We start from the raw sequence: 22,078 nt of genomic DNA on the forward strand, positions 1-22,078 counted from the left end.
AGTGCGGGTCCAAAGCGTTTCCAAGCGATCTCCGAAAGGCAAGATTGTCGCGGGGTCCATGGCCTCAGCCGCGAATACGTGGGTCGAGAAGGAAATAGAGAAAGTCGACGACGAGATTGGCGAGGACGATGAAAAAGCCGGCGAGCATGACCACGCCAATGATCACCGGCCGGTCCTGTGTCTGTACCGATTGCACAGCGAGAGAGCCGATGCCCTGAAGCCCGAACACCTGTTCGGTGACCAGGGCACCGCCCAGCAACGCCGCGATGTCTGCGCCGAGCTGGGTGGCCAGGGGTGAAAAAATCGAGCGCACGCCGTGCTTGTAGACGACCTTGCGCTCGGACAGACCCTTGGCACGGGCGGTGCGGATATAGTCTTCGCCCAGAACATCGAGCAACTGTCCGCGCGTCAGGCGCGCATAAATGGCAGCCGAGGTCAGCGCCAGCGTGAACCACGGCAGCAGCAGGTGCCATGCCCAGACGGCGGGATTGTCGAAAAAGCTGCGGTAACCGCCTGGTGGGAACAGCGTGAAGCCGGCCTGGCGTGGCAGGAAGTACAAGAAATAAAGCGCCGCCATACCGAGGACGAATGAGGGAAAGCTTACCCCGATCAAGACGAAGCCTTGCCCGATCCGGTCTTGCAGGCTGCCGGGCCGACGCGCCGACATGATGCCTATGGGAACGCCCATCAACAGCCACATCACGACAGCGCCGATGCACAGCGAAATGGTCGCCGGCATGCGGTTCTGGATCAGTTCAAGGACCGGCTGCTGGTTGCGGTAGGAATAGCCGAGGTCACCACGCAGACTGCGCCCGAGAAAGCTCACATATTGTTCGATGACGGGGCGGTCGAGCCCCAGATTCTCTCGAACAAGTGCTACCTGCGCCTCTGTTGCGCGCTCACCTGCGACGATGCGTGCCGGGTCACCCGGGGCAACGAAAAATAGGGTGAAGACGAAGCCGCTCAACATGATGAGGACGAGACAGGCAAAGCCGATCCGGCTGGCGATAAAGCCGATCATTATGCTACCCCCGCCGGTTTCTTGGCCTTCGCGGCTTTCGGCCCCTTATTTGCCGGATCGAGCGCATCGCGCAGGGCATCACCAAGAATGTTGAAGGACAACGTGGTGAGCAGCAGCGCAAGGCCGGGAAACAGCACCAGCCACCAGGCAAACATGTAGATCGAGTTGTTGGCGGCCTCCGCCAGCATGCCGCCCCAGCTTGGTGCCGGCGGGACGATGCCAAGCCCAAGAAACGACAGGGTCGCCTCGAAGATGATCGAGGTGGGTACCATCATCGTCGTGTAAATGATGATTGGCGCGCCGAGATTGGGCAGGATGTCAGTGAACATGATGGAAAAGTGCCCTGCCCCCATCGACCGGGAGGCAAGAACGAACTCGCGCTCCTTCAGCGACAGCACCTGCCCTCGGATGACGCGGCCCATCGTTGTCCACGAGAAGAAGACGATCACGCTCAAGCTGAGAGAGACACTGGGGCCGAAAACCGCCACGAGTGAGAGCATGCACAACAGCACCGGGATGCTCATAACGAGATCCATCACGCGCCCAAGCACGGCATCGACCCAGCCGCCGAAATAGCCGGCCACGAGTCCGATGGTCACGCCAATTGCCGCCGCAAGCAGAGAGGCCACCATGCCGATTGCAAGCGATATGCGCGCGCCATACGCGAGGCGAACGAAGAGATCGCGGCCGATCTGGTCGGTGCCGAACAGGAACTCTCCGCTTGGCGGTACCGGCAAGCCTGTCGGTGTCAGGCCGGTATCGCGGAACTGCGCGATTGCCGAATGCCCTGTCAGCGCGGCAATGCCGTCGGCCCCGATGGCCATGACAACGAGAATCACGATGAAGGTCAGCGACACCAGCCCGGCGCGGTCAGCCAGCAGGCGCCGCATAGTCAGGTCGAAGGAACTGCGCTGTTTGATCTCAGGCGCCATGCACTGTGCCCTCGCTGATCATTGACCCAGGAGCACCGCCGACATTGCGATAATTGGGGTCCGCTGCCGCCAGCAGTTCGCGCGTATAGGGGTGCTGCGGGTCGTTGTAGAGCTCTTGCGTCGCGCCGCGCTCGACCACCTGTCCGTCTTTCATGACGATGATCTGCGCGCTGACATGGCGAACCACGGCGAGGTCGTGGGAGATGAACAGGTAGGACAGCCCTAGATCCCTCTGAAGCTTCGCGATCAGGTTGAGAATCTGCGCCTGAATCGACACATCGAGCGCCGAGACTGGTTCATCGAAGATGATGATGGAGGGATTGAGCGCGAGAGCGCGCGCGATGCCGATGCGCTGGCGCTGGCCGCCGGAAAACTCGGAAGGGAAGCGGTTATAGTGCTCGGGATTGAGCCCCACCAGCTCCATCAATTCACGCACCCGGTTCCTGCGGTCGTCACCTTTGGCGACATTCTGGATGCGGAACGGGTCACCGATGATGGAGCCGACGCGGCGTTTCGGGTTGAGCGATCCGAACGGGTCCTGAAACACCATCTGAACGCGCTTGCGGGTCTCGACCCACTCAGCCCGGTCGAGGTCGATAATGCTCTTGCCTTCGATGGCGACATCACCTGCGCTGGGCGGCAATAATCCCGCGATGATGCGCGCAAGGGTGGATTTTCCACATCCGCTCTCGCCGACGATACCGAGGGTTGTGCCCCGCGCCAGCTCGAGACTGACGCCCTTGAGCACCTCGACCCCGGAGCTGCGCAAAAACAGCGAACGTCCGCCATATGTCAGGCGCACGTCCGATGCGCTGACGACGATATCGGAGGTGTCCGGCGTGTATGTTTGCTCGGGTGTCGCTTGTGCGGGCGTCAAAGCCTTCGAGGCCTTCTCTTCCAGCCAGCACAGCGAGTGCGTTCCGTCCTCGAACTGACGGATTGGCGGGCGCTGGTTGCGGCACACATCCATTACGGCCGGGCAGCGATCAGCAAACGCGCAGCCCTTCTGCTCGATGAGAAGGCTTGGCGGCTGACCGGCGATTGAGTGAAGCGCGCCCTTGGTCTCCTGGTTGGGAGACGATTGCAAGAGCCCGAGCGTATATGGGTGCGACGGCGCCTTCAGCACTGCGTCGCCCGGGCCAAATTCCATGCGATTGCCGGCATACATGACCATTGCGTGGTCAGCGACCGAGGACAGCAATTCGAGATCGTGCGTGACCATGATGATCGCGGTGCCGAGTTCGCGGCGCATCTCGTTTAGAAGGGCGATGATCTGGGCCTGAACGGTCACGTCGAGAGCCGTCGTTGGCTCATCTGCGATAAGAAGGGCGGGGCGCAGGGCGATCGCCATGGCGATCATCACACGCTGGCGCTGGCCGCCGGAAAACTGGTGTGGGTAGTCGTGAACGCGCTTGTCAGGCTCATAGATACCGACGCGGCCGAGCACGTCTATGGCTTCTGCAAGAGCGTCGCGCGATGAGACCTTGCGGTGAGTCCTGATCGCTTCGATGATCTGCTGACCGATCGTATAGAACGGATGCAGGCTCGACAGCGGATCCTGCGAGATCATAGCGATGCGATCGCCGCGCAAATGCTGCATCTGCCGTGGCGACAGCTTCAGCAGATCCCGGCCTTCGAACAGAATTTCGCCCCTGATCCGAGCGCTGGGCAACAGGCCCATGATGGCTTGCGACAAGACGCTCTTGCCGGAGCCGGACTCGCCGGCGATGCCGAAAAGCTCTTGGGCGCCGACCTCGAACGAAACGTCGCGGGCTGCATGCACATCGCCATCACCGGTTGGGATGTCGATGTTGAGATTGCGGACGGACAAGACGGTCATGGGTGAAGCCGCATCATAAATCGGGGAGGCTGGACCCTTTCGAGGGGGCCCAACCTCCGCTTTAAAGAGCTGATGCCGCAGCGATCAGCGGTTCAGCCAAACGTTGGTCCAGTCGCCATTGCCGCCGGCGGCATATGGCAGGAAGTTCTCCACGCGATCACCGTGGTAGAGGACCGTGGTCTGCGAAATCAGCGGGACGGTCGGCGGATCGGCCATCACGATCTCGTCCACCTGGTTCCAGAGCTTTTCGGCCTCGGCGAGGTCGGTGGTGCTCAGCGCCTGGTCGGCGATCTCGTTGGCTTCCTCGTTGTTGTAATCCGAGAAATTGAAGGTGCCGTGCGTGCCGTCATAGGTATATTGCGGCTGGAAGATCGAGCGCGCAGCACCACCCGGCCAATCCGGCGACCAACCTGATGGCACCAGATCCCACACGCCATTGAGGGCGTTGTCGAAATTGGTGATCAGGCGCGGGTAGAAGTCGGAAGCCGGGGTTGGAACGAGCTCGATATCGAAGCCGGCTTCTTCAAGACTCGCCTGCAGCACCTGGGCTTCGGCCGCACCATTGCCGGCATTGCGGAATGGCATCTTGAGGGAGAGACCGTCCGGATAACCTGCCTCTGCCAGAAGTTCGCGGGCACGCTCCGGGTCGCCCTGATTGTCAGGGGTCGGGTAGGGATCGAACTCGTGATGGCCAAGAATACCGAGCGGGAAGATGCCGTTTAGCGGCGTTGCGAATTCCGGCCCACCAACCTGTTGGACGACAGCTGCCTTATCAACGGCATAGTTCAGCGCCTGGCGCACCAGCGGGTCGCGTAGAGCGCCGTCGTTGTTCTCGGAAACGGTGTTGATCCAGATCATGCGCGATGCGCCTTCCGCGAGCGTCGAGATCTTCTCGTCGCCCTGCATGCTGAGCATCTGCACAGTCACAGGCGGCACGTTGATGTCATAGAGCATATCGCCGTCACCCGACTGCAGCTGCTGCATTGCAGCATCGGGCTGAACGCCGGCGATGATTTCAATGCTGTCGACATAGGCGTTGCGCAGCGGGTCGCTCTCGGCCTCCCATGCGGGGTTGCGCGTCAAGGTGACCTGCGTGTCCGGAACATAGGACTCGATGGTGTAAGGGCCATTCGAGATGTAGTTGTCGCGGTATTCCGGACTATCCGGGAGGTAGTCGAGCACCTCGACCGGCGCCGGTGTCGTGACCGGCAGCGTCAACAGGTAGATAAAGTCGTTTGCAGCATAGTTGAGGCGGAAAACAACAGTGTCGTCGGACGGCGTCTCGATACCTTCGATGTCGGTGTCTTCGATGTAGCTCTTCATCGCCTCGACGGTCGGCTCGACCTCGGCGAAACCAGCGCAGTAATCAGCGAAGCCGACAATCAGATCCTCGAAATAGGCAACGGCCGGTGCCGCGATGAACGGGTTGCACAGCCGCTTGAAGCCGCGCTCGACATCGTCGGCGACAATCTGGCGCGGCCCGTCTGGCGCGTCCCAGTTCGCCCCTTCACGCAGGGTGAAGGTATAGGTCAGGCCATCATCGGTAGCTGTCGGGACCGTCTCGGCAAGGTCAGCCTGTGGGGCGATCTGCTCCTGCGGGTCCTCGGAGGCGGCAAAGTTGATGAGCTGGCGCGTCGTTGCGCGGAAAAAGCTTCCGGTATCTGCCGTGGCTGGCGGCACGGTGTCGAACCGATCGACTTCCGCAGTGCCCAAGACACGCAGTGTGCCGCCGGTCTGCGCGTCTTGCGCAAATGTGCCGGTCGAACTCATCAAGGCAAGCGTCAATCCCCCGAACGCCAGGGTGGCTATACGATTTCTCATTGTGTCCCTTTCTGCCGGATCGGCAGTTCTCTCCAGACGGTGATGCCCGAATATCCCCTCGCTGCACCCGCTCGCCGAAGGCCTGAGCATTTGATCAAACCGCTCGGATACTAGAAGTGGCTAACGCGCAATGTCAACGCCATTGCCCACAGATTCAGCAGCATAGGGTAGTTTGTGATTTTTTGATCAAACGGACTTTACAGGCATGTCCGATGCCTACACAGTACCGAAAATTGTTAGGCCGCCCGCGGCCCCTATATGCCTGCACGGCTGGAGGAAAACCCAATGGCAGCGATTGCTTTCACCAATGCGAGTGTCTTTGACGGCAAGCAGGACGAGGCCGTTCCGGGCATGAATGTGCTGGTTGTCGACGGTCGTATCGAGGCCGTTACCGACCAACCAATCACCGGGGATTCCATCACCGAATACGACGTTGGTGGCCGCACCCTGATGCCGGGTCTGATCGATGCTCATGCGCATGTTTTCGCTATCAACCTTGTTGAAGAGCACAACCGCAACATTGCGCTGACCGAGATGACGGCGCGGGCCGTGCCGCGCATCCGCAAGATGCTCGATCGCGGCTTCACCAGCGTGCGCGATGTGGCCGGCGGCGATGTGGGGATCCGTAATGCCATTGAGCAAGGCTATATCCCGGGGCCCAGGCTGTTTGTCGGCGGTCCGGCGCTGAGCCAGATCGGCGGGCATGGCGACCACCGCAGCACGACCGACGAACGGCTCGATATCGATCTCAACGCAAGCGCCTTCAACTTCACCTGCCGCATCGTTGACGGCGTCGAGACCATTCGCAGCGTCGTGCGTAACGAGCTGCGCAAGGGCGTCGACCACATCAAGGTTCTGGCCTCTGGCGGCGTCGGTTCGCCCAATGACGCGATCGAAGTGCCACAGTTCTCGGAAGAAGAGATCCGCACAGTGGTCGAGGAAGCGGCAGTTCGCGGCAAGTATGTCTGTGCGCACGCCTATGAAAGCGCAGCGATCGCCCATTCCATCCGTGCCGGCGTTCGCACCATCGAGCACGCCAACCTGATCAACAGCGAAACCGCCGCCATGGTCGCCGCGGCGAATGCTTTCGTGGTGCCGACTCTCGTCGCCTACGAGGTCACGGCACAGCACGGCGAACGCCTCGGGTTGTCGCCGTATGTCATGCAAAAGCTCAACATGGTCAACGATTCCGGCATTGTCATGCTGGGCCTGTGCGAAGAGGCCGGCGTTCAACTCGGCTTTGGCACCGACCTGATGGGCGACATGGAATATGCCCAGTTGCAGGAACTGACTATTCGCGCCCGGGTGCAGCGTCCGGTCGACGTTCTGAAATCGGCGACATCGGTCAATGCAGAAATCGTGCAGTGTTCCGGTGAGCTTGGCGTGATCGCCGAGGGTGCCATCGCCGACATTCTCATCGTCGATGGGGATCCACTCAAGGACATCTCGGTGCTGACCGATCCCGACAAGAACCTGCGCATGATCATGAAAGCAGGCGAAATCTACAAGACCGACCTCAGCCCACGCTGAACCGTCGCGCCTCCCGTTCCATCAGCCTTCAGCCGAGCCGATCATGTCGTCCAGTTCATCCGATAGCCTGACCTTCGAAACGCTGTATAGCGAGCCCAGCATTATCGGCACCCTGCCGATCGGTGCGCGCTGGTCTGCCGACAGCAAATCGCTCGCGTTCCTGTGGAACGATGAAGGCCACACCTTCCGCGATATCTGGGTCTGGGCGCGCGACACTGCCAAGCCGACGCGGCGCACCACACTCGGTGAGGGCAGGACCAGTGGCGAACTGGCCGGCATCAGCGAGCTGGCCGTGTTGTCGTCCGGCGACATTGCGTTCGTACTTGCAGGCCAGCTCTATTTGAGCCACGCCGATGGCACGATCGAGCCGTTGGCAATGGGGATCAGCGGTGTTCACGGGCTTGCGGCATCTCCGACCGGCGATCGCCTGGCCTTTCTTAGCGGCACGTCGCTGATCGTGACCCAAGCGTCGATCTCGGCGCTGCCGAACCGGCTTGTCGCCAGTGCGGGGTTTGTCGGTGTCGAATCCTTTCAATGGTCAAAAACCGGGGACGAAATCGTCTTCGTCGAGGCCGACGACACCAATACCCGCAAGATCGAGATCGCCTACGATGCGCATGGCGAGGCCCGCAGAGACCGCTTCACCCGCGCGTTTCCGGGCGATCTGCTGACGCGCCGCCGGGTGGGCATCGTCGGCGTCGACGGTGGTTCGGTACGCTGGTTCGAGCGTCCGGACGCAGAAGACGCCATCTGGGATTACGGGCTCTCAGCCGATGGCAAGGCGCTGTTCATCAGCAGCAGCGATCTGTCGATCAAGACTCATACGATCTTCATGTACGATGCGCTGACTGGTGCTCGTACCGTGTTCTACACCGCACATGATCCGATCAAGATCCGCCCCGACTGGCAGGTTCGGTTCGCCCCCGACGGGCGTGGCCTGATCGTTCTTTCCGATCCTGATGGCTTCAATCATCTGCATCGTCTCGCTGGCGAGGGCGCTCCCCTCGAGCCGCTGACGTCCGGTCCCTGGGAGATCGCTGAGTTCACTCTGGATGCCGAAAATGGCCGCATCTATTTCATTGCCAACGAGGCGCATCCCGCCGAGCGCCATGTCTACACAGTGCCTCTCACGGGCGGCGACGTCTCGCGGCTGACCGGTCCTGCCGGCATTCATGTGCCGACCTACGCGCCTGATTTCAGTGCGTTTATCGATCTGTTCAGCGATGACATGACGCCGCCTGAACTGTTCATCCATCCAACTGCGGGCGATGAGGGCGCGACGCAGATAACGCACTCGCCGCTGCCGGCTTTTGCCGAAAGGCATTGGGCCGAGGTGCGCTACATCCCATTCAAGAGCCATGTCGACGGCGCCGAACTGATGGCCCGCGTGATGCTGCCGCACGGGTTCGAGACCAACGGCACCTACCCGATGGTGGTCGGGTCTGTATATTCCGATGGTCTGTTGAACCAGTGGGGCGGCCGCGCCGCGCATCCGAGCTGGGGGATCGACCAGTATCTTGCCTCGCGCGGCTTCGTTGTCGTCAGCCCTGAAATCCGCGGCAGCTTCGGGCGCGGGCGCGAGTGGAACCGGCCAATGCTCAACAGCTACGGCACGCAGGACATCGAGGATATCGCTGACTGCGTCAAAACGCTGACCGATCTTGGCTATGCTGATCCGGCGCGCGTGGGCCTTTGGGGATCAAGCTATGGCGGACTGATGACCTTGATGTCGCTGTTCAAGAAGCCCGGCTTTTATGCTGCAGGCTTTGCCGGGGCGCCCGCCACCAATGTCTGGCACGCCTACCCGGAACAGGGTTGGATCATGGGCCTGACCGAAGGCGAGGATTTCATAGAGCGCTACACCGCCCAGTCCGCACTGTTTCACTCTGAGGGCCTCTCAGACGCCCTGACCATCCTTCACGGCACCAAGGACGAAGTCGTGCTTTACGCCGACACCATGGCTCTGGTGGAAAAGCTGATCGCGCAAGGCAAGACCTTCGAACTTGTCTCCTTGCCCGGGACAGGCCACGCTTGGGCCAAGCAGGACCGCACCCTTACGCGCTTCGCCTACGGCAAGCTGGCCGCGTTTTTTGAGAGAGAACTGAAAGCCTAGAGCCATGGCGGTTAGCGGCGGTGCCTGCCGCTAACCGCAGTTCAAACGAGGTTTTTTTCGGGCTGCCGCCACCTGGCACTCAACGCTAACTTGTCCTCATGCTGCCTTCTCCACGGCGTCTGTGCGGTCGCCGAACTCAACGGATGCCCAGGTGAGATTGCCGGCATATCGCCGGGTTAGCGCGCCAGTCTCATCGAGAGCAAACAAGTGCAACCAGCGATTGTCGAACAGCGCACGCACTGCCTCGTGCCGCTCGAGAATTGCGCTCATTGCAGAACATGGCGCCTCAATGCAGACCGACAGGCGAACGGGCTCATGCGTGGTCTTGGCCCCGTCATGAACGGATTGCCAAGGCAATCCCGATCTGAGCAGGCCACCATTGCCTTCCAGCACCCCAATGCCGCCGGTCACATTGTGCAAGAGCTTGTTGCCGGCACCGAACACTGTCGGCATCACTGTGGACCCATAATATTGCAGGCTAATCCAGCTCGCGACGACCACCGGAGCGGTCATGATGAGTTCGAGGACGCGATAGTCGTTCTCTTCGTCCTGCCTGAAATCGTAGTCGTGGAGGAACGCGGTACCATCGAGTGAGCGGCCTGCAGTGCGGCTTCTTGGCGCCGCGATGAATGCCCTGCAGCCGGCCAAAGCCCACTCAGGGCGCACTTCCGCCCAGTTCCGAGAGCGCGGGGCCACGTCATCTGCCCGCTTTGCACCCGGCAAACGCAAGGCCCTTTCGGCCCTCGCGAGAGCGCCTGCGGTGCCGAGCCAGCTCTTGATTCTTGATAGATCGGGCTTTGCGATATCGCCTGGGATATCATCTTCAAACAGTGTGATGGCGTCGGTCGTGGTATTGTGTAGAGCAGCCACAAACACCGTGTCGGTATCGATCGTGATGCCACGCTCGCCAAGCCCTTTGCGGACCGCCGGCTCGTTCAGCAGACTTGCCAGCAAGCGCACGTTCACGTCGCCCGCATAGCCACCGCAGGCGCCGCAATGCAGGCCGCTTTCATACGGGTTGTTGACGACGGTGGCGCCGTGCCCGGCAAGAAGAACCACCGGCGCAAAACCGGACATGAGGGACATGGCACGCAGGACATTTTCCGCAGCGCTGATCTTGGCTTCTGGTGCAAGCGGTGGGTCGAACACCGGCATCGGATCCTGGCTTTGAGCAGAATGTGTAAACCCGAGCGCATCGCGCACCAGCTTGCCGGCGTAGACCGGCCCCATCGACTCGACGAAGGCGAACGACGAGACTGCAGCGAGCTTGAACCGGCCCCAAGCCCTTTTTGCCCTCGCGCTATATCGAGCAGCGAGATCAGTGGGGGCTCCGCTGGTCTTGGACGAGTAGGCTGGATTCAGCAGGACCGGAAGCCGGTGCTCATCGACATCCGATGCGTAGCGGCGATGGTTTGTCGCCATGCCGAAAAAGCCAGCAAAGCCGAGCGTACTGATGTTGGGGGCGACCGATTCGAGCGACCGCCGGAACACCTCGGAGCGCACGTCGATGCAAAAGGCGGCGTGTAGCGCAGGCCGATCGTTTGAGTCGGTTGGCGCAGGAGCGGCGAGCACAGCCGCAAGCTTGTGCTGACGCGCAATCTCGAAAGCATCATGCAGAATGGAATCGATAAGAGCGGACCGACTAATTGAGACAGGTGCCTCATGCGCTGCGCAGGTGGCCGCCCACCGTGTGGTGATTTCGTCCTCGAATTGCCGGTATGGCGCTTCTTCCCACAGCAGCCTGATAGCCAGGAGATCCACAATCGTGCTGTCCTCGGTGCCGCCAAGCTCTGCCCGCCAAAGCTTGAAGCGGGCATACTGACCCCAGCCCGCCAGCGAGAATAGAAGCTGGTGAAAATAACTCGGTAACGCCTCTTCACTTAGCCCGAGGCGCGCGCACGAGGCAGCAATGGATTCGGCAGCGGTGGATGGAGCACCGGCGATGAAGGACCCGAAGCCCTTGAGGCCCAAAAGCTCCGGCGTCAGATCATGAGATGCATAGGCGCAATACGCTGCAAATGCGCTTTTGTTTTTTGGAGCGGCCCAGAGCGCCTGGCCTTCATCGAAATAGCCACCGGCCCAAACTCCGAACCGCTCAGCCATCAGACCGGGCCAATCCGAAGCGCTGACCTCTGCGGCCAATTCGGCGATAGTGGGCAGCGCGTCCGGATGCTGTGCAGGCTTGGCAGCTTCGGCGAGAAGCGCATCAGGCGTATCTGGCTTTCGCCGATCCCGGCAGTCTTGCAAAGCCGCAGCAAGATCCTTCGGTGTGATCTCTCCCCTCTTGAGGTGATCGAGATAAAACTGGCGATCCATGAAGACGCTGGAGCCGCTGATCCGGGACAAGACCGCGTTGGTCTCGCTCAGGCTTTGCCTGGTGTGACCGAGAAACGGATTGACCGCAACGAACGAGGAGAGAGGCCAAAGAGGCGCGATCCGCTGCACGGCTTCATCAACCGCCTGCTGCAGGACGTGCCGGGAAATGGTGTGTGTCTTCGTCATGGTCATTGGGCTTTCGTCGATGCGTGCGGGGTGGAGCCGAGCGACCAGTTGCCGACCAGCCGATCGAAAAGAGCGTTCGCGTAGAGCCCGTTCTGGAGATGAACACGCAGCCCGGTTGCTGCCGGGTGCGCGGACCAGTGCGGGAACAGTGCTTGTGCAAACGAGACAAGGCCAAAGCTGAGCACGGTGAGCACCAGAAGAACCCACTCCAGAGCGCCAGGCGAAGGCGTATCGGGAAGCATCGTGCCGGTGAGCCATTCCGCACCTTTGTGAAGCATGAAATAGCTCACTGACACGGCAAGCGCATAAAGGCTTGTGCGCAGGGTAAGGGCTCGCGGCGCCGCATCAGCCAGCCCTTGCGCGAGGAGATAGGCAACACCGAAAATGAGGATCGTCCCTAACGCGGCCGATTGAACGCTGGTGCTTGCGAACCCGAAGACCAGTGCGATCACGCCGTAGATGATCAGCGCAAGCACGAAAGCGCGCGCAACAGCGCCAACGCTTGGCACAGCGATCGGGCCGGGCCGGCGGATCGCCGCCACCAGATTGACGGTACTTCCGGAGGCGAGAAACGCGTGCGCCTTGTAGAGTGAATGTGCCACGATGTGCAGTAGGGCCAGAGGGAAGAGGGCCAGGCCGCATTGCATGATCATGAAGCCCATCTGTGCAATCGTTGACCAGGCAAGGGAGGTCTTGACCGACGATTGGCTGAGCATGGCGAGGCTGGCAAAAAGCGCCGAAAATCCGCCGATCATGACCAAACCCGCAAGAATGCCTGGCGCGAGCAGCATCAGATCTGCAAAGCGTATGAGCAGGAAGCCCCCGGCATTGATCACGCCTGCATGGAGCAGCGCCGAGACCGGCGTCGGTGTTTCCATCACCTCTGTCAGCCAGCCATGGGTCGGGAACTGTGCCGATTTGAGAATGGCCGCAATTGCCATCAGAGCAGCGGCGATACTCGCACCACCTGGCGCAATGCCTGACCGTGCGGCGTCATTGATGGCGGCAATATCGGCAGTGCCGTAGCCGACCGCCAGCGCAACAACCGCACCGACCAGCGCAGCATCGCCGAGCCGCGCCGTCAGAAACTTTTTGCGCGCCGCGCGCCGTGCGCCGGGCCGGTCCCGATAGAACAGCAGGAGCTGATGAAGGGCGAGGCTGGTGCCGACCCATGCCACGACCAGGTGCACAAGATTGCCGGCCTGGACCAAGAGCACGACTGATGCGAGCGTTGCGCACATCCAGCCCAAGAACACCGGACGCCCCGGCTCGCCGGAGAGATAAGTGCCGGCGAAGCGCAAGACGATCCAACCGACAAACGAGACGAGGCCAAGCATTACCGCACTCAGGACGTCAAGCCTCGAGGAGAACCCGAAGCCGGCAAGGCCGAGAACAGAACTGGTTCCCGGTCCTGCGGATGCCAGCAGGGCTGCGGCGACGCATGACGCGGCGAAAGCGGCAAGACCGGCCGCTTCTGCCACCGCTCCGACCAAATGCTGCTGGCGAGAGCCGATTAGGCCGCAATAGAGAGCGGCGAGAGCGAACAGCGCCGGCGCTAACAAGGGTAGGACATAGATACTCACGATAGCGGCTTTCTTTGATATTGACGTCAAGCCAGGTTCTACGATCACCTTTGCCAGCAATAAAATTCATTGTTTGATCGCTAACGTTCTCTATAATCGAACGAAATGAGTGAGCTGAACTACAACCATCTGCGCTATTTCTGGGCCGTCGCGCACGAGGGAAACCTCACCCGCACCGCTTCGCGGCTGAACATCACGCAATCGGCTCTGTCGGTTCAGATCAAGAAACTCGAGGAACGCCTGGGACACGCGCTCTTCGAACGGCGCGGCCGCCAGTTGCATCTGACCGAGGCCGGGCGGATCGCGCTCGACCACGCCGACCAGATTTTTGCGACCGGCGATGAAATGCTTGGCACGCTGCGCGACGCCAGCCGAACGCGAAATGTGCTTCGCGTGGGCGCCCTGGCCACTTTGTCGCGCAATTTCCAGATCGAGTTCCTTGGGCCTCTCTTGCGACGCGGCGATGTGGAGATCGTTCTGCGCTCCGGCGGTGCAGCAGAGCTATTGACGTCGCTTCAGGATCTCAGCCTCGACGTTGTGCTGATGAACCAGGCACCACAATCAGATTCGATGATTGCCTATGTGGCTCACCGCCTGGCTGAACAGCAGGTGAGCCTCTTCGGTACCCCTGCCCGCCTCGGCAATTCAAACAACAGCGACGCCGCCGTGTTGCTTACCGAGCACCCGGTCATCCTGCCTGTGCCGTATAGCGGAATCCGGATCGGCTTCGATGCCTATGTGGGCCGGCTTGGCATACGACCGCAGATCGCGGCGGAAGTCGACGACATGGCGCTGATGCGTTTGCTGGCGCGCGAAGATCTGGGGCTTGCGGTATTACCTCCGATTGTCGTCAAGGACGAGTTGGCGGCGGGCGTCCTCATCAATGCATCAGATCTGCCCGCCATCACGGAAACATTTTACGCAGTGACGCTGAAGCGCCGCTTTCCGAACCCGCTCCTGCGAACGCTGTTGGAGTAGACCTCGATCAGACAATTGGCCGTTTGGAGGTGGTTCATTTGACCAGTTGCGGTCTAAGCTGCCGCCTGAAGGGCTGGCGTGATGTTCTACCGGGTTCCAGCCACTGAGAGTCTTTGCAGGGGAAGTCTGTGATCAAGCCGCAAGTGAACGTGAGGCATCATCAGCTGCCAGCCTCAGCGGGATTTGCGCTCGCCTACACGGAATATTGCGCCAGCGAAGGGTCTGCTCAGGCGAGTGTTTTTCTGGTGCATGGCCTCGCCTCCTGCGGTCTACAGTTTTCGGGTGACGCCGAATATCTCGCCGCACGCGGGTATCGCGTGCTTGTGCCGGACCTGCGAGGCCATGGTGCCTCGGAGGTCCCTGATGCGGTGACGCTGCCGCAATTCGAAATTGGCACCATGGCGCAGGACCTCATCGATATTCTGGATCATGCTCATGCGCAAAAAGTGCACTGGGTAGGCAATTCTCTCGGCGGCATTCTGGCACTGCATCTCCTCGGCACGCAGCATCGCCAGCGGCTTTCCAGCTTAGCGCTCTTCGGCACGTGTTTTTCCATGAGCCTCGCCAAACCAGCCGGCCATTTGTTTCGTGCCGCATTTCTGCCTGGACAGGCGATAACGGCCTGGATCACCGCGCGCCTGACAACAAAGAGCGCTGAGGGCCGCAAGGCGATCGAAAACGCTATGAGCCGGTTCAACGTCGCTGCCGGCGCCGCCATCGTTGCCAATGTGCGATCCTATGATTTTGTCGCAAACGCCCTCGCCTTTGAGCAGCCGATCCTGATCCTTCGCGGTGGCAAGGATCATGCGGTCAATCTTCGGTTGCGCCATGACATCGGGCGCTTCGATAGCCACGAAAACGTTCAATGCATCGATTTTCCGCTTGGCGGGCACTGCCTCAATCTCGACATGCCGGATGCGTTTCGGACTGCGCTGAAAGATCACTTGGAGCGGCCGAACCTTCAGCTTCAGAGGCTGGACACCTACCCGTAGTGCGCTCTCCCTGGTGCGCACTTCCCCGGGGGTCACGGGAGGAGCCGTGTCGACCAAGGCGTCCGAGTTGGCCATCTCAGATATGTGCGGCGATTTGCCGTTCGTGGCATCTTCACGCGCCACGCGTCGTAGGCTGTTTCTCCTGAAGCAACGTTCACGCTTGCGGGCTGGCTGCTGGCGCGGTCAAATGCCTTCAAAGGGTGATCTGAAAATCACGCCATCGCTCGCCTGGTTCAATAACCCGAAACGCTGTTGGTACATCCATGAACTCGTCTTTTGACGCCGATGGCGTTGAGAATGGCCACGTCAATCGGTCCCCGCTAACTCCAACTCCCCTCATTCCGATCGGCATGGGGAGAGTTCGCGCGACAGGCTGGCTCGAGGGGCAGTTGCGTCGGCAGGCGGAAGGGCTGACCGGCCATGCCGAGGCTGTGCTGCCGGAGATCGGCCCTGACAATGGATGGCGAGGCGGAGACGGCGAAAACTGGGAGAAAGGTCCTTACTACCTGCGCGGTCTCGTCAGCCTCGCCTTCGTCCTCGATGATCCTGAACTCAAGGCACGGGCCCGGCAGTGGATCGATGCGATCCTCGTTGCGCAACGCGAGGACGGTCAGATCGGGCCGGACTCAAATCCCGACTGGTGGCCGCGCATGGTCATTTGCTGGACGATGCGCGATTATTTCGAAGCCTCGGGCGATCCGCGCATCATTCCTGCCCTGATGCGGTACGCGCGCTATCTTGCGGCCAATATCGAGGCGCACCCTTGTTCGAATGGGCACGCGCCAGGGTGGCGGACCAGATAGAGATTCTGCATTGGCTCTACAATCTGACGGACGAACAGTTCCTGCTCGATCTCGAGGACACGCTTGTCAGTCAGGCCAACGACTGGCCACGGTTCTTTTCGAGCCTTGATCCGGACGAAACCGATTTCAGGCCGACGCACGCGGTCAATGTTTCGCAGGCGATGAAATATCATCCGGTGCGTTTCCAGCGCACAGGGCAGGAGGCAGACCGCGTTGGGGCCCTCAACGCAATTCAGCTTTTGCGCGAGAAGCATGGGCTCGCCCTGGGCATGTGGAGCGGAACCGAAACCCTGGCCGACCAGTCGGATACCCAAGGGGTTGAACTGTGTTCAATCGTTGAACAATTGCTCAGCAACGCTTCGATTCTCAAGGTTTCGGCAGATGCCGCGCTCGGTGACGAGCAGGAGCGCATAGCCTTCAGCCTCCTCAGTGCGAGCATGACTGCGGACCTGCATCAGCATCAATATTATACGCTACCCAACGCCATCAGCGCCGGTCAAAACCGTGTTGGGGATCTGCAGTTTGCCGACGACCATGGCGATGATCTGCTGGTCAGCCCGCATGCCGGTTTTCACTGCTGCTGCTACAACCTGCACATGGGCTGGCCGAAATATGTCCAGTATTGCTGGATGCTGACGGCCGACGGTGGCCTGGCGGCCGTTGCGCACGGTCCCAGCACGGTTAGCTTCAGCGCCGGCGAAGCATCGTTCACGATCACCGCACTGACCGAATATCCGTTCGAGGACGACATTCGATATCGCTTCGAATCCGACCAGCCGGCCGAGTTTCCGTTCCTTGTTCGCGTACCCGCATGGTGTTCCCGCCCGCGGGTGTCCGTGAATGGCGTGCCCGTCGCCGTTGATGGCCCGGGGTTCTTGCGCATCGAACGGTTGTGGTCGCATGGCGACGAAGTCGTCGCGAATTTCGAATGTGAGCCAGCACTCAAAAAGAATGCTTCGGGATCTGTCACCGTCTGGCGCGGCCCCCTGGCGTTCTCCTTAAGGATCGAACAGAACAGGCGGATCGTCACGCCGCAGCCGCCCGGCTTCGAGGAGTTCGGCCTGGACGCTGGCTCGCCATGGAATTACGCGATCGTCACGGGCAAGTCTGTCGCAGATCTCTCGCTCGAGCGCCGCGAGATGCCGGCGAACCCATGGAGGCCCGAAACGACACCGCTTGTAATCAGGGCGAAAGGGCAGCGGCTGGAGGGATGGCGCATGGCAGAAGGCCATGTGCGGATGGAAACCCCCGCGCCATCAAAATTCAAAGACGAACGAAGCGACCTTGAGGACTTGCTTCTCGTGCCATGCGGAACCCAGACGCTGCGCCTTACCGCGTTTCCCGTGCTTGAAGCTGAGTAGGCTGCAGTTGAGTCCGCGTTCAGTGCGGTTCTATCGCAGTTGCGTAGATGCCGAGGACCCGGTCCCGCAGCAGCAGCGCTCTGGGCTTGGGTGCGACGTGGCCCGCAACGACCTGCGGCCAAAGTTTCGGGAGGTATTGCGAGATCAGCGTTGCCGGGATGTCGTGATCTGCCAGCAGTTGTACCCGTGACTGATCGCCATCCCGACGGCCAGCCTCGACTGAAGAGATCGAGGCTGGCCGCACGGGAGGAGGGCATCATCCCTTGACGCCGGCCGAGAGCATGACTGCCTGGGTGACGCGGCGCTGGAAGATAAGGAACAGCAACGCTACGGGCAGGCCCGCCATGACCGCCGAGGCCATCAGCTTGGCGTAGACGATACCGTAGGCGTCCTTGACCTGGGTAATACCGACGGGAACGGTCATCGTCGCCTCGCCCGTCGCGGCAAGGAATGGCCACAAAAAGCTGTTCCAGGCGCCGATAAAGGTGATGATCGACAACGCCGCCGTGACACCCCAATTCATGGGCATGTAAATGCGGAACAAGGTCCTGAAATGGCCGGCGGAATCCATCTGCGCAGCCTCGCGGAACTCACGCGGCACGTTGTCGAAGAATTGCTTGTAGACGATGATCGTCACCGGCACGATCAACTGCGGCAGGATGATGCCGGCCCAGGTGTTGAGCAGCCGGAACTGCGCCATCAACACGAAGTGGTTGATAATCAGCGCCTGCATCGGAACCATGAAGCAGGCCAGGATCAGCACATAGATCAACCGGCGACCGGGGAAGTCGAGCTGGCTGAGAGCATAGGCGCAGCCCGCCGAACTGATAATAACGCCCGCGGTGATCACCACCGAGGTCACCAGCGAGTTAATATACCACTGGCCGATATTGGTGTTGTTCCAGATGTGCTCATATGCCTCGGTGTTGAAGCTCTCCGGCCATAGCGAAATGCCGCTGGCGATGACAGCTGTTTCCGACTTGAACGAGGTTACCACTGCCCAATAGAGCGGGAACACCGCCATCAGCGCGAAGCCGAAGGTGATGATGGTGAGGATCATGCCCCCCCAATCGACCAGGCGGTCGCCACGCAGACGCTCGGCATGGGCGCGCGCTGCGCCTGAAAGGGTTTCGGCGCTCATTTTTGCCCCCTGGCGCGTAGCGCCTGAAACTGCAGGACCGACAGAATGATGATGATGGCGAACAGGATGGTGGCAGCGGCGGCGCCCTCACCGCCCTTGTTCTGCTGAAAGGCTAGCTTGTAGATATACTGGACCATGACGATGGTGGGGTCCTGCCGTCCGCCAATCGAGAACAGATAGATCTGATCGAAGATCTTGAGCTGGGCGATGAGCTGAATGGTGAGAACCAGCGCCGTCACTGGCCAGACCAATGGCCAGGTGATCCGCCGGAACTGGCGCCAGCGCCCTGCACTGTCGAGAGACGCCGCTTCATAGATTTCGGGTGAAATGTTGCGCAGCCCGGCAATGAACAACAGCACGTTGAACCCGAGCGTCCACCAGATGGTGACGGCCGCGACAGTCGGCATGAAGAACGGAATGGTGCGAGTGAGCGACATCGGTTCGCCGCCATTGAAGGGACGCACCACGTATTGAATGAGCCCGTACTGCACATCGATGATCCAGTTCCAGATCAGATAGACGACGGAGACCGGGAGAATGTAGGGCAGGAAGAAGCAGGCCATTACGAAGCCCTGCTGCCAGCCCTTAAGACGGTTCACGGCCATGGCGATGGCAAGCGAGATCAGCGTATTGGGAACGACAGTCAGAACAACGAAGTAAACGGTGTTCCATGCCGCGTTGCGGAACAGGCGGTGGTTGAGAATGTCGATATAGTTCTCGAACCCGACCCACTCCCCCGGTCCGATCAGCGGCGCATCGGTGAAACTCAGCGCAATCATCTGAATGGTCGGCCAGACGAACAATAGGCCGTAGATGACGATGAACGGGCCCACCAGCACCAGGGCGGCGAGGTATTCCGAGCGCTTGTCGCGGATCATGCGAGTCCTCCCACTTCGGTTCGGCTGGCGCCCAAAGGCGCCAGCCGGTCTTCAGCCTTAAAGCTGGCTGTTGAGGTCGTCGCGCATCTCTGCGGCGGCGTCGGCCGGGTCCAGCTCGCCGGTGGTCGCTGGATTGATGAAGTTGCCCCATGCATCGCCAAGTGGCGCGGCAGGACCAGCCAGAACCGTGCGCGGATCGAACACGGCGGTATCGGCAAAGCCTGCGTAATCCGACTGCGGCTTAAGGGCGTTGAACTCATCGCCTTCGCGGACGGCCTTAAGGGCAGGGATATGGCCGGCACCTGCCCAATCGAGTGAATGCCGGTCCATCCAGCCGATGACTTCCATTACCGCTTCACGCTTTTCAGCATCCATGCCCTGGCCGGCATTGGCGGGAATGACGAAGGCATGCGAGTCGGACCATGCGGCCTTCTGATCGAACAGGACAGGCAGTTCCACGGCGCCCCAATCGAACATCTCACCCTTGGCGGCGAGATCGGTGAAGGTCGGCACTTCCCAGTTGCCCATGATGAAGAACGCGGCCTGTCCGGACGTAAACAGCGCCAGCGATGCGGGAGACTCGATCTGGGACGGCGTCCAGCCATTGTCGACCCAGCGCTTCATCGTCTCGGTGGCGGTGGCGAGCTTTTCGACATCTTCGTCCGTCGGGAAGAACCCGCCGGCTTCGGCATCAAACATGGTGCCGCCCTGCTGGCCGAAGAATGAATAGACGGCACGATAGCGGTCACCCGTAGGCATCGACAGGCCGTACTGGCCGTCCTCGGTGGTGAACTCGTCGAGCGCTGCCTCGAAATTGTCCATGCCGTCGAGCCCGGTCGGCAGACCGTTCTCATCGAGCATGCCGGCTTCGTCGAGCATCTCTTTGTTGTAGTAAAGGATCAGCCCGTGCTGATCGAACGGTACGGCGTAGCGTGTGCCGTCCACCTTGGCAGCCTCGACAGCCGCGTTGGTGAAGTCGGAATCCGAAAGCCCGGCAGCTTCCATATCTTCGTCGGTGATCTCGCTCAGCGTGCCACTATCGACAGCCAGCGGAATGCGGCTGAGGTGGTAGGTCGCGATATCCGGGCCTTCGCCGATCGCCGACGACGTCTGCAGCTTGGTATAGAACGGCGTGCCCCACTCAAGCGTCGTTCCGTCGATCTGAATGTCGCCCTGGTGTTCTTCGTTGAAGGCATCGATCAGCGCTTTCATGCGCACACCGTCGCCGCCAGCGAGAAAATCCCACCAGACCACGGTTTGTTGTGCCTGTGCGGCGCTCGTCATGGCCAGCGCGGCCACAGAGATCAGCCCCAGGCGTTTCAGTGACATCCTCATGTCGTTCCTCCCTAAATGCCCAATGCGGGTTGTTGACGACCGGGTGGTGCATTGAGCGTATGGCCACCCGGACGAAAGCGGTGTCCTCAGTCGGCGTGATAGGCGACGCCATCAGCGTCGAAGAGGTGAATCTCGGAACCCTCGACCTTGAGCGAGACGTCGCGGCCGGCTTCAAGCGTACTCTTGCCGATATCCTCTCCCACGACCTCGGTGCCGTCCGGCAGGGTGACGTGAACCAGCGTGCGGTCTCCCAGCCGCTCGACCAGTGAAACGCGGCCGTTTACCTCGCCATCCTCTGCAACGCGCAGGGCCTCGGGACGTACGCCGAGGGTAAGGTCGCCAGAAGATTTGGGCGCGGCCGACATCGCCAGCGTCGTCGGAATCGACACCCCGCCAGCCTTGACGATGACGCGCCCAGCTGCGTCCTCAAGCGCCTGGACCGGCAGGAAATTCATCGAAGGCGAGCCGACAAACGCCGCCACGAACCGGCTTGCCGGGCGCGAATAGACCTCCATCGGCGTGCCGATCTGCTCAATCTTGCGATTGTTCATCACGACGATACGACTGGCGAGGGTCATCGCCTCGGTCTGGTCGTGTGTGACGAAAATCATCGTTGTCGCAATGCGCTGGTGAAGCTGCGCAAGCTCGACGCGGGTGCGCACGCGCAACCCGGCATCCAGATTGGACAGCGGTTCATCGAGAAGAAACGCCTGCGGTTCGCGAACGATCGCGCGGCCGATGGCAACACGCTGGCGTTGGCCACCCGAAAGCTGGGCGGGGCGCCGGTCGAGCAATTGTTCGATCTCGAGCGTTCCGGCTGCCGCTTCGACACGCCTTGAGACTTCAGCCTTGTCTGTGCCGATATTCTCAAGCCCGAAGCTCATGTTCTGGCGCACCGTCATGTGCGGGTACAGCGCATAGTTCTGGAAGACCATGGCGACGCCGCGCTGGTTCGGCGGAAGCTGATCCACACGGCGCTCACCGATATGGATCTCGCCGTCGTTTACCGCTTCCAGCCCCGCGATCATCCGCAGCAAGGTCGACTTGCCACAGCCCGACGGGCCGAGAAAGACGATGAACTCGCCGGACTTGATATGCATGTTGACGCGGTCGAGCACCTCGACCTGTCCATAGGACTTGGAAACGTCCTTGAGGACGATGTCAGCCATTTCGTTCTCCTCCTTCGACCGGCGCAGGTTCCCTGTCTTCCGATCAATGAAGCCGGTTGGTTGCCGGCCTCAGTTGTGT

General features: G+C 60.8%; 16 protein-coding genes. 6 read left to right on the plus strand and 10 right to left on the minus strand.

Features of this window, described 5'->3' with window-relative positions; all coding sequences use genetic code 11:
* Window positions 1-64: 64 nt before the first annotated feature.
* The 4 genes from IE127_RS15795 to IE127_RS15810 all read right to left on the minus strand — a co-directional run bounded on the left by IE127_RS15795 (window position 65) and on the right by IE127_RS15810 (window position 5,614).
* On the minus strand, window positions 65-1,021 hold the full coding sequence (locus tag IE127_RS15795) for an ABC transporter permease (protein WP_189426660.1): 957 nt from the start codon (window positions 1,019-1,021) through the stop codon (window positions 65-67).
* Window positions 1,021-1,953, minus strand: a complete 933-nt coding sequence (locus tag IE127_RS15800; RefSeq protein WP_189426661.1) for an ABC transporter permease — start codon at window positions 1,951-1,953, stop codon at window positions 1,021-1,023. The genes IE127_RS15795 and IE127_RS15800 overlap by 1 nt, the downstream gene beginning before the upstream one ends.
* A complete protein-coding gene (locus tag IE127_RS15805; RefSeq protein ID WP_189426662.1) occupies window positions 1,943-3,793 on the minus strand; it encodes an ABC transporter ATP-binding protein in 1,851 nt (616 codons plus the stop codon). Before IE127_RS15805 ends, IE127_RS15800 begins: the two co-directional genes overlap by 11 nt.
* An 84-nt stretch (window positions 3,794-3,877) precedes the next feature.
* Window positions 3,878-5,614 (minus strand): ABC transporter substrate-binding protein, encoded by a 1,737-nt coding sequence (locus tag IE127_RS15810; protein ID WP_189426663.1) that lies wholly within the window; start codon window positions 5,612-5,614, stop codon window positions 3,878-3,880.
* Between the two features lie 285 nt (window positions 5,615-5,899).
* Between IE127_RS15810 and IE127_RS15815 the strand changes: the two genes are divergently transcribed.
* Both IE127_RS15815 and IE127_RS15820 read left to right on the plus strand, forming a co-directional pair.
* Window positions 5,900-7,144 (plus strand): metal-dependent hydrolase family protein, encoded by a 1,245-nt coding sequence (locus IE127_RS15815; RefSeq protein ID WP_189426664.1) that lies wholly within the window; start codon window positions 5,900-5,902, stop codon window positions 7,142-7,144.
* 43 nt (window positions 7,145-7,187) lie between these two features.
* Complete coding sequence (locus tag IE127_RS15820; protein WP_189426665.1) at window positions 7,188-9,257, plus strand: S9 family peptidase; 2,070 nt, start codon at window positions 7,188-7,190, stop codon at window positions 9,255-9,257.
* A 96-nt stretch (window positions 9,258-9,353) separates the two neighbouring features.
* Here IE127_RS15820 and IE127_RS15825 read toward each other — a convergent pair whose 3' ends face one another.
* Window positions 9,354-11,765: a YbcC family protein gene (locus tag IE127_RS15825; protein WP_210310519.1), complete on the minus strand. Its 2,412-nt coding sequence runs from the start codon at window positions 11,763-11,765 to the stop codon at window positions 9,354-9,356.
* Window positions 11,762-13,342: a proton-conducting transporter transmembrane domain-containing protein gene (locus IE127_RS15830; protein ID WP_189426666.1), complete on the minus strand. Its 1,581-nt coding sequence runs from the start codon at window positions 13,340-13,342 to the stop codon at window positions 11,762-11,764. Before IE127_RS15830 ends, IE127_RS15825 begins: the two co-directional genes overlap by 4 nt.
* A gap of 105 nt (window positions 13,343-13,447) precedes the next feature.
* On the opposite strand from IE127_RS15830, the gene IE127_RS15835 reads away from it, so the two are divergent.
* The 4 genes from IE127_RS15835 to IE127_RS15850 all read left to right on the plus strand — a co-directional run bounded on the left by IE127_RS15835 (window position 13,448) and on the right by IE127_RS15850 (window position 17,476).
* A complete protein-coding gene (locus IE127_RS15835; RefSeq protein ID WP_189426667.1) occupies window positions 13,448-14,320 on the plus strand; it encodes a LysR family transcriptional regulator in 873 nt (290 codons plus the stop codon).
* 128 nt (window positions 14,321-14,448) lie between these two features.
* A complete protein-coding gene (locus IE127_RS15840; RefSeq protein ID WP_189426668.1) occupies window positions 14,449-15,312 on the plus strand; it encodes an alpha/beta fold hydrolase in 864 nt (287 codons plus the stop codon).
* Between the two features lie 263 nt (window positions 15,313-15,575).
* On the plus strand, window positions 15,576-16,115 hold the full coding sequence (locus IE127_RS15845) for a glycoside hydrolase family 127 protein (RefSeq protein ID WP_189426669.1): 540 nt from the start codon (window positions 15,576-15,578) through the stop codon (window positions 16,113-16,115).
* On the plus strand, window positions 16,076-17,476 hold the full coding sequence (locus IE127_RS15850) for a beta-L-arabinofuranosidase domain-containing protein (RefSeq protein WP_189426670.1): 1,401 nt from the start codon (window positions 16,076-16,078) through the stop codon (window positions 17,474-17,476). Before IE127_RS15845 ends, IE127_RS15850 begins: the two co-directional genes overlap by 40 nt.
* Before the next feature lie 256 nt (window positions 17,477-17,732).
* On the opposite strand, the gene IE127_RS15855 is transcribed toward IE127_RS15850, so the two are convergent.
* The 4 genes from IE127_RS15855 to IE127_RS15870 all read right to left on the minus strand — a co-directional run bounded on the left by IE127_RS15855 (window position 17,733) and on the right by IE127_RS15870 (window position 21,999).
* Window positions 17,733-18,536 carry a carbohydrate ABC transporter permease gene (locus tag IE127_RS15855; RefSeq protein WP_244640276.1) on the minus strand — a complete coding sequence of 268 codons (804 nt, stop codon included), beginning with the start codon at window positions 18,534-18,536 and terminating at the stop codon, window positions 17,733-17,735.
* A 77-nt stretch (window positions 18,537-18,613) separates the two neighbouring features.
* Window positions 18,614-19,495, minus strand: coding sequence for a carbohydrate ABC transporter permease (locus tag IE127_RS15860; protein WP_189426672.1), 882 nt, complete (start codon window positions 19,493-19,495; stop codon window positions 18,614-18,616).
* 57 nt (window positions 19,496-19,552) lie between these two features.
* Window positions 19,553-20,830, minus strand: coding sequence for an extracellular solute-binding protein (locus IE127_RS15865; RefSeq protein WP_189426673.1), 1,278 nt, complete (start codon window positions 20,828-20,830; stop codon window positions 19,553-19,555).
* Window positions 20,831-20,916: 86 nt separating this feature from the next.
* The gene (locus tag IE127_RS15870) at window positions 20,917-21,999 is read right to left on the minus strand and encodes an ABC transporter ATP-binding protein (RefSeq protein WP_189426674.1); all 1,083 of its coding nucleotides are present in this window, start codon (window positions 21,997-21,999) and stop codon (window positions 20,917-20,919) included.
* Between the last annotated feature and the right edge of the window lie 79 nt (window positions 22,000-22,078).

Origin of the sequence: Devosia pacifica, assembly GCF_014652635.1 — a bacterium.
GTDB lineage: Bacteria > Pseudomonadota > Alphaproteobacteria > Rhizobiales > Devosiaceae > Devosia > Devosia pacifica.

Coding starts and splice junctions, on each gene's coding strand:
- IE127_RS15795 (WP_189426660.1), bottom strand. CDS start 1,021: ATGATCGGCTTTATCGCCAGCCGGATCGGCTTTGCCTGTCTCGTCCTC.
- IE127_RS15800 (WP_189426661.1), bottom strand. CDS start 1,953: ATGGCGCCTGAGATCAAACAGCGCAGTTCCTTCGACCTGACTATGCGG.
- IE127_RS15805 (WP_189426662.1), bottom strand. CDS start 3,793: ATGACCGTCTTGTCCGTCCGCAATCTCAACATCGACATCCCAACCGGT.
- IE127_RS15810 (WP_189426663.1), bottom strand. CDS start 5,614: ATGAGAAATCGTATAGCCACCCTGGCGTTCGGGGGATTGACGCTTGCC.
- IE127_RS15815 (WP_189426664.1), top strand. CDS start 5,900: ATGGCAGCGATTGCTTTCACCAATGCGAGTGTCTTTGACGGCAAGCAG.
- IE127_RS15820 (WP_189426665.1), top strand. CDS start 7,188: ATGTCGTCCAGTTCATCCGATAGCCTGACCTTCGAAACGCTGTATAGC.
- IE127_RS15825 (WP_210310519.1), bottom strand. CDS start 11,765: ATGACCATGACGAAGACACACACCATTTCCCGGCACGTCCTGCAGCAG.
- IE127_RS15835 (WP_189426667.1), top strand. CDS start 13,448: ATGAGTGAGCTGAACTACAACCATCTGCGCTATTTCTGGGCCGTCGCG.
- IE127_RS15845 (WP_189426669.1), top strand. CDS start 15,576: ATGAACTCGTCTTTTGACGCCGATGGCGTTGAGAATGGCCACGTCAAT.
- IE127_RS15855 (WP_244640276.1), bottom strand. CDS start 18,536: ATGATCCTCACCATCATCACCTTCGGCTTCGCGCTGATGGCGGTGTTC.
- IE127_RS15860 (WP_189426672.1), bottom strand. CDS start 19,495: ATGATCCGCGACAAGCGCTCGGAATACCTCGCCGCCCTGGTGCTGGTG.
- IE127_RS15865 (WP_189426673.1), bottom strand. CDS start 20,830: ATGAGGATGTCACTGAAACGCCTGGGGCTGATCTCTGTGGCCGCGCTG.
- IE127_RS15870 (WP_189426674.1), bottom strand. CDS start 21,999: ATGGCTGACATCGTCCTCAAGGACGTTTCCAAGTCCTATGGACAGGTC.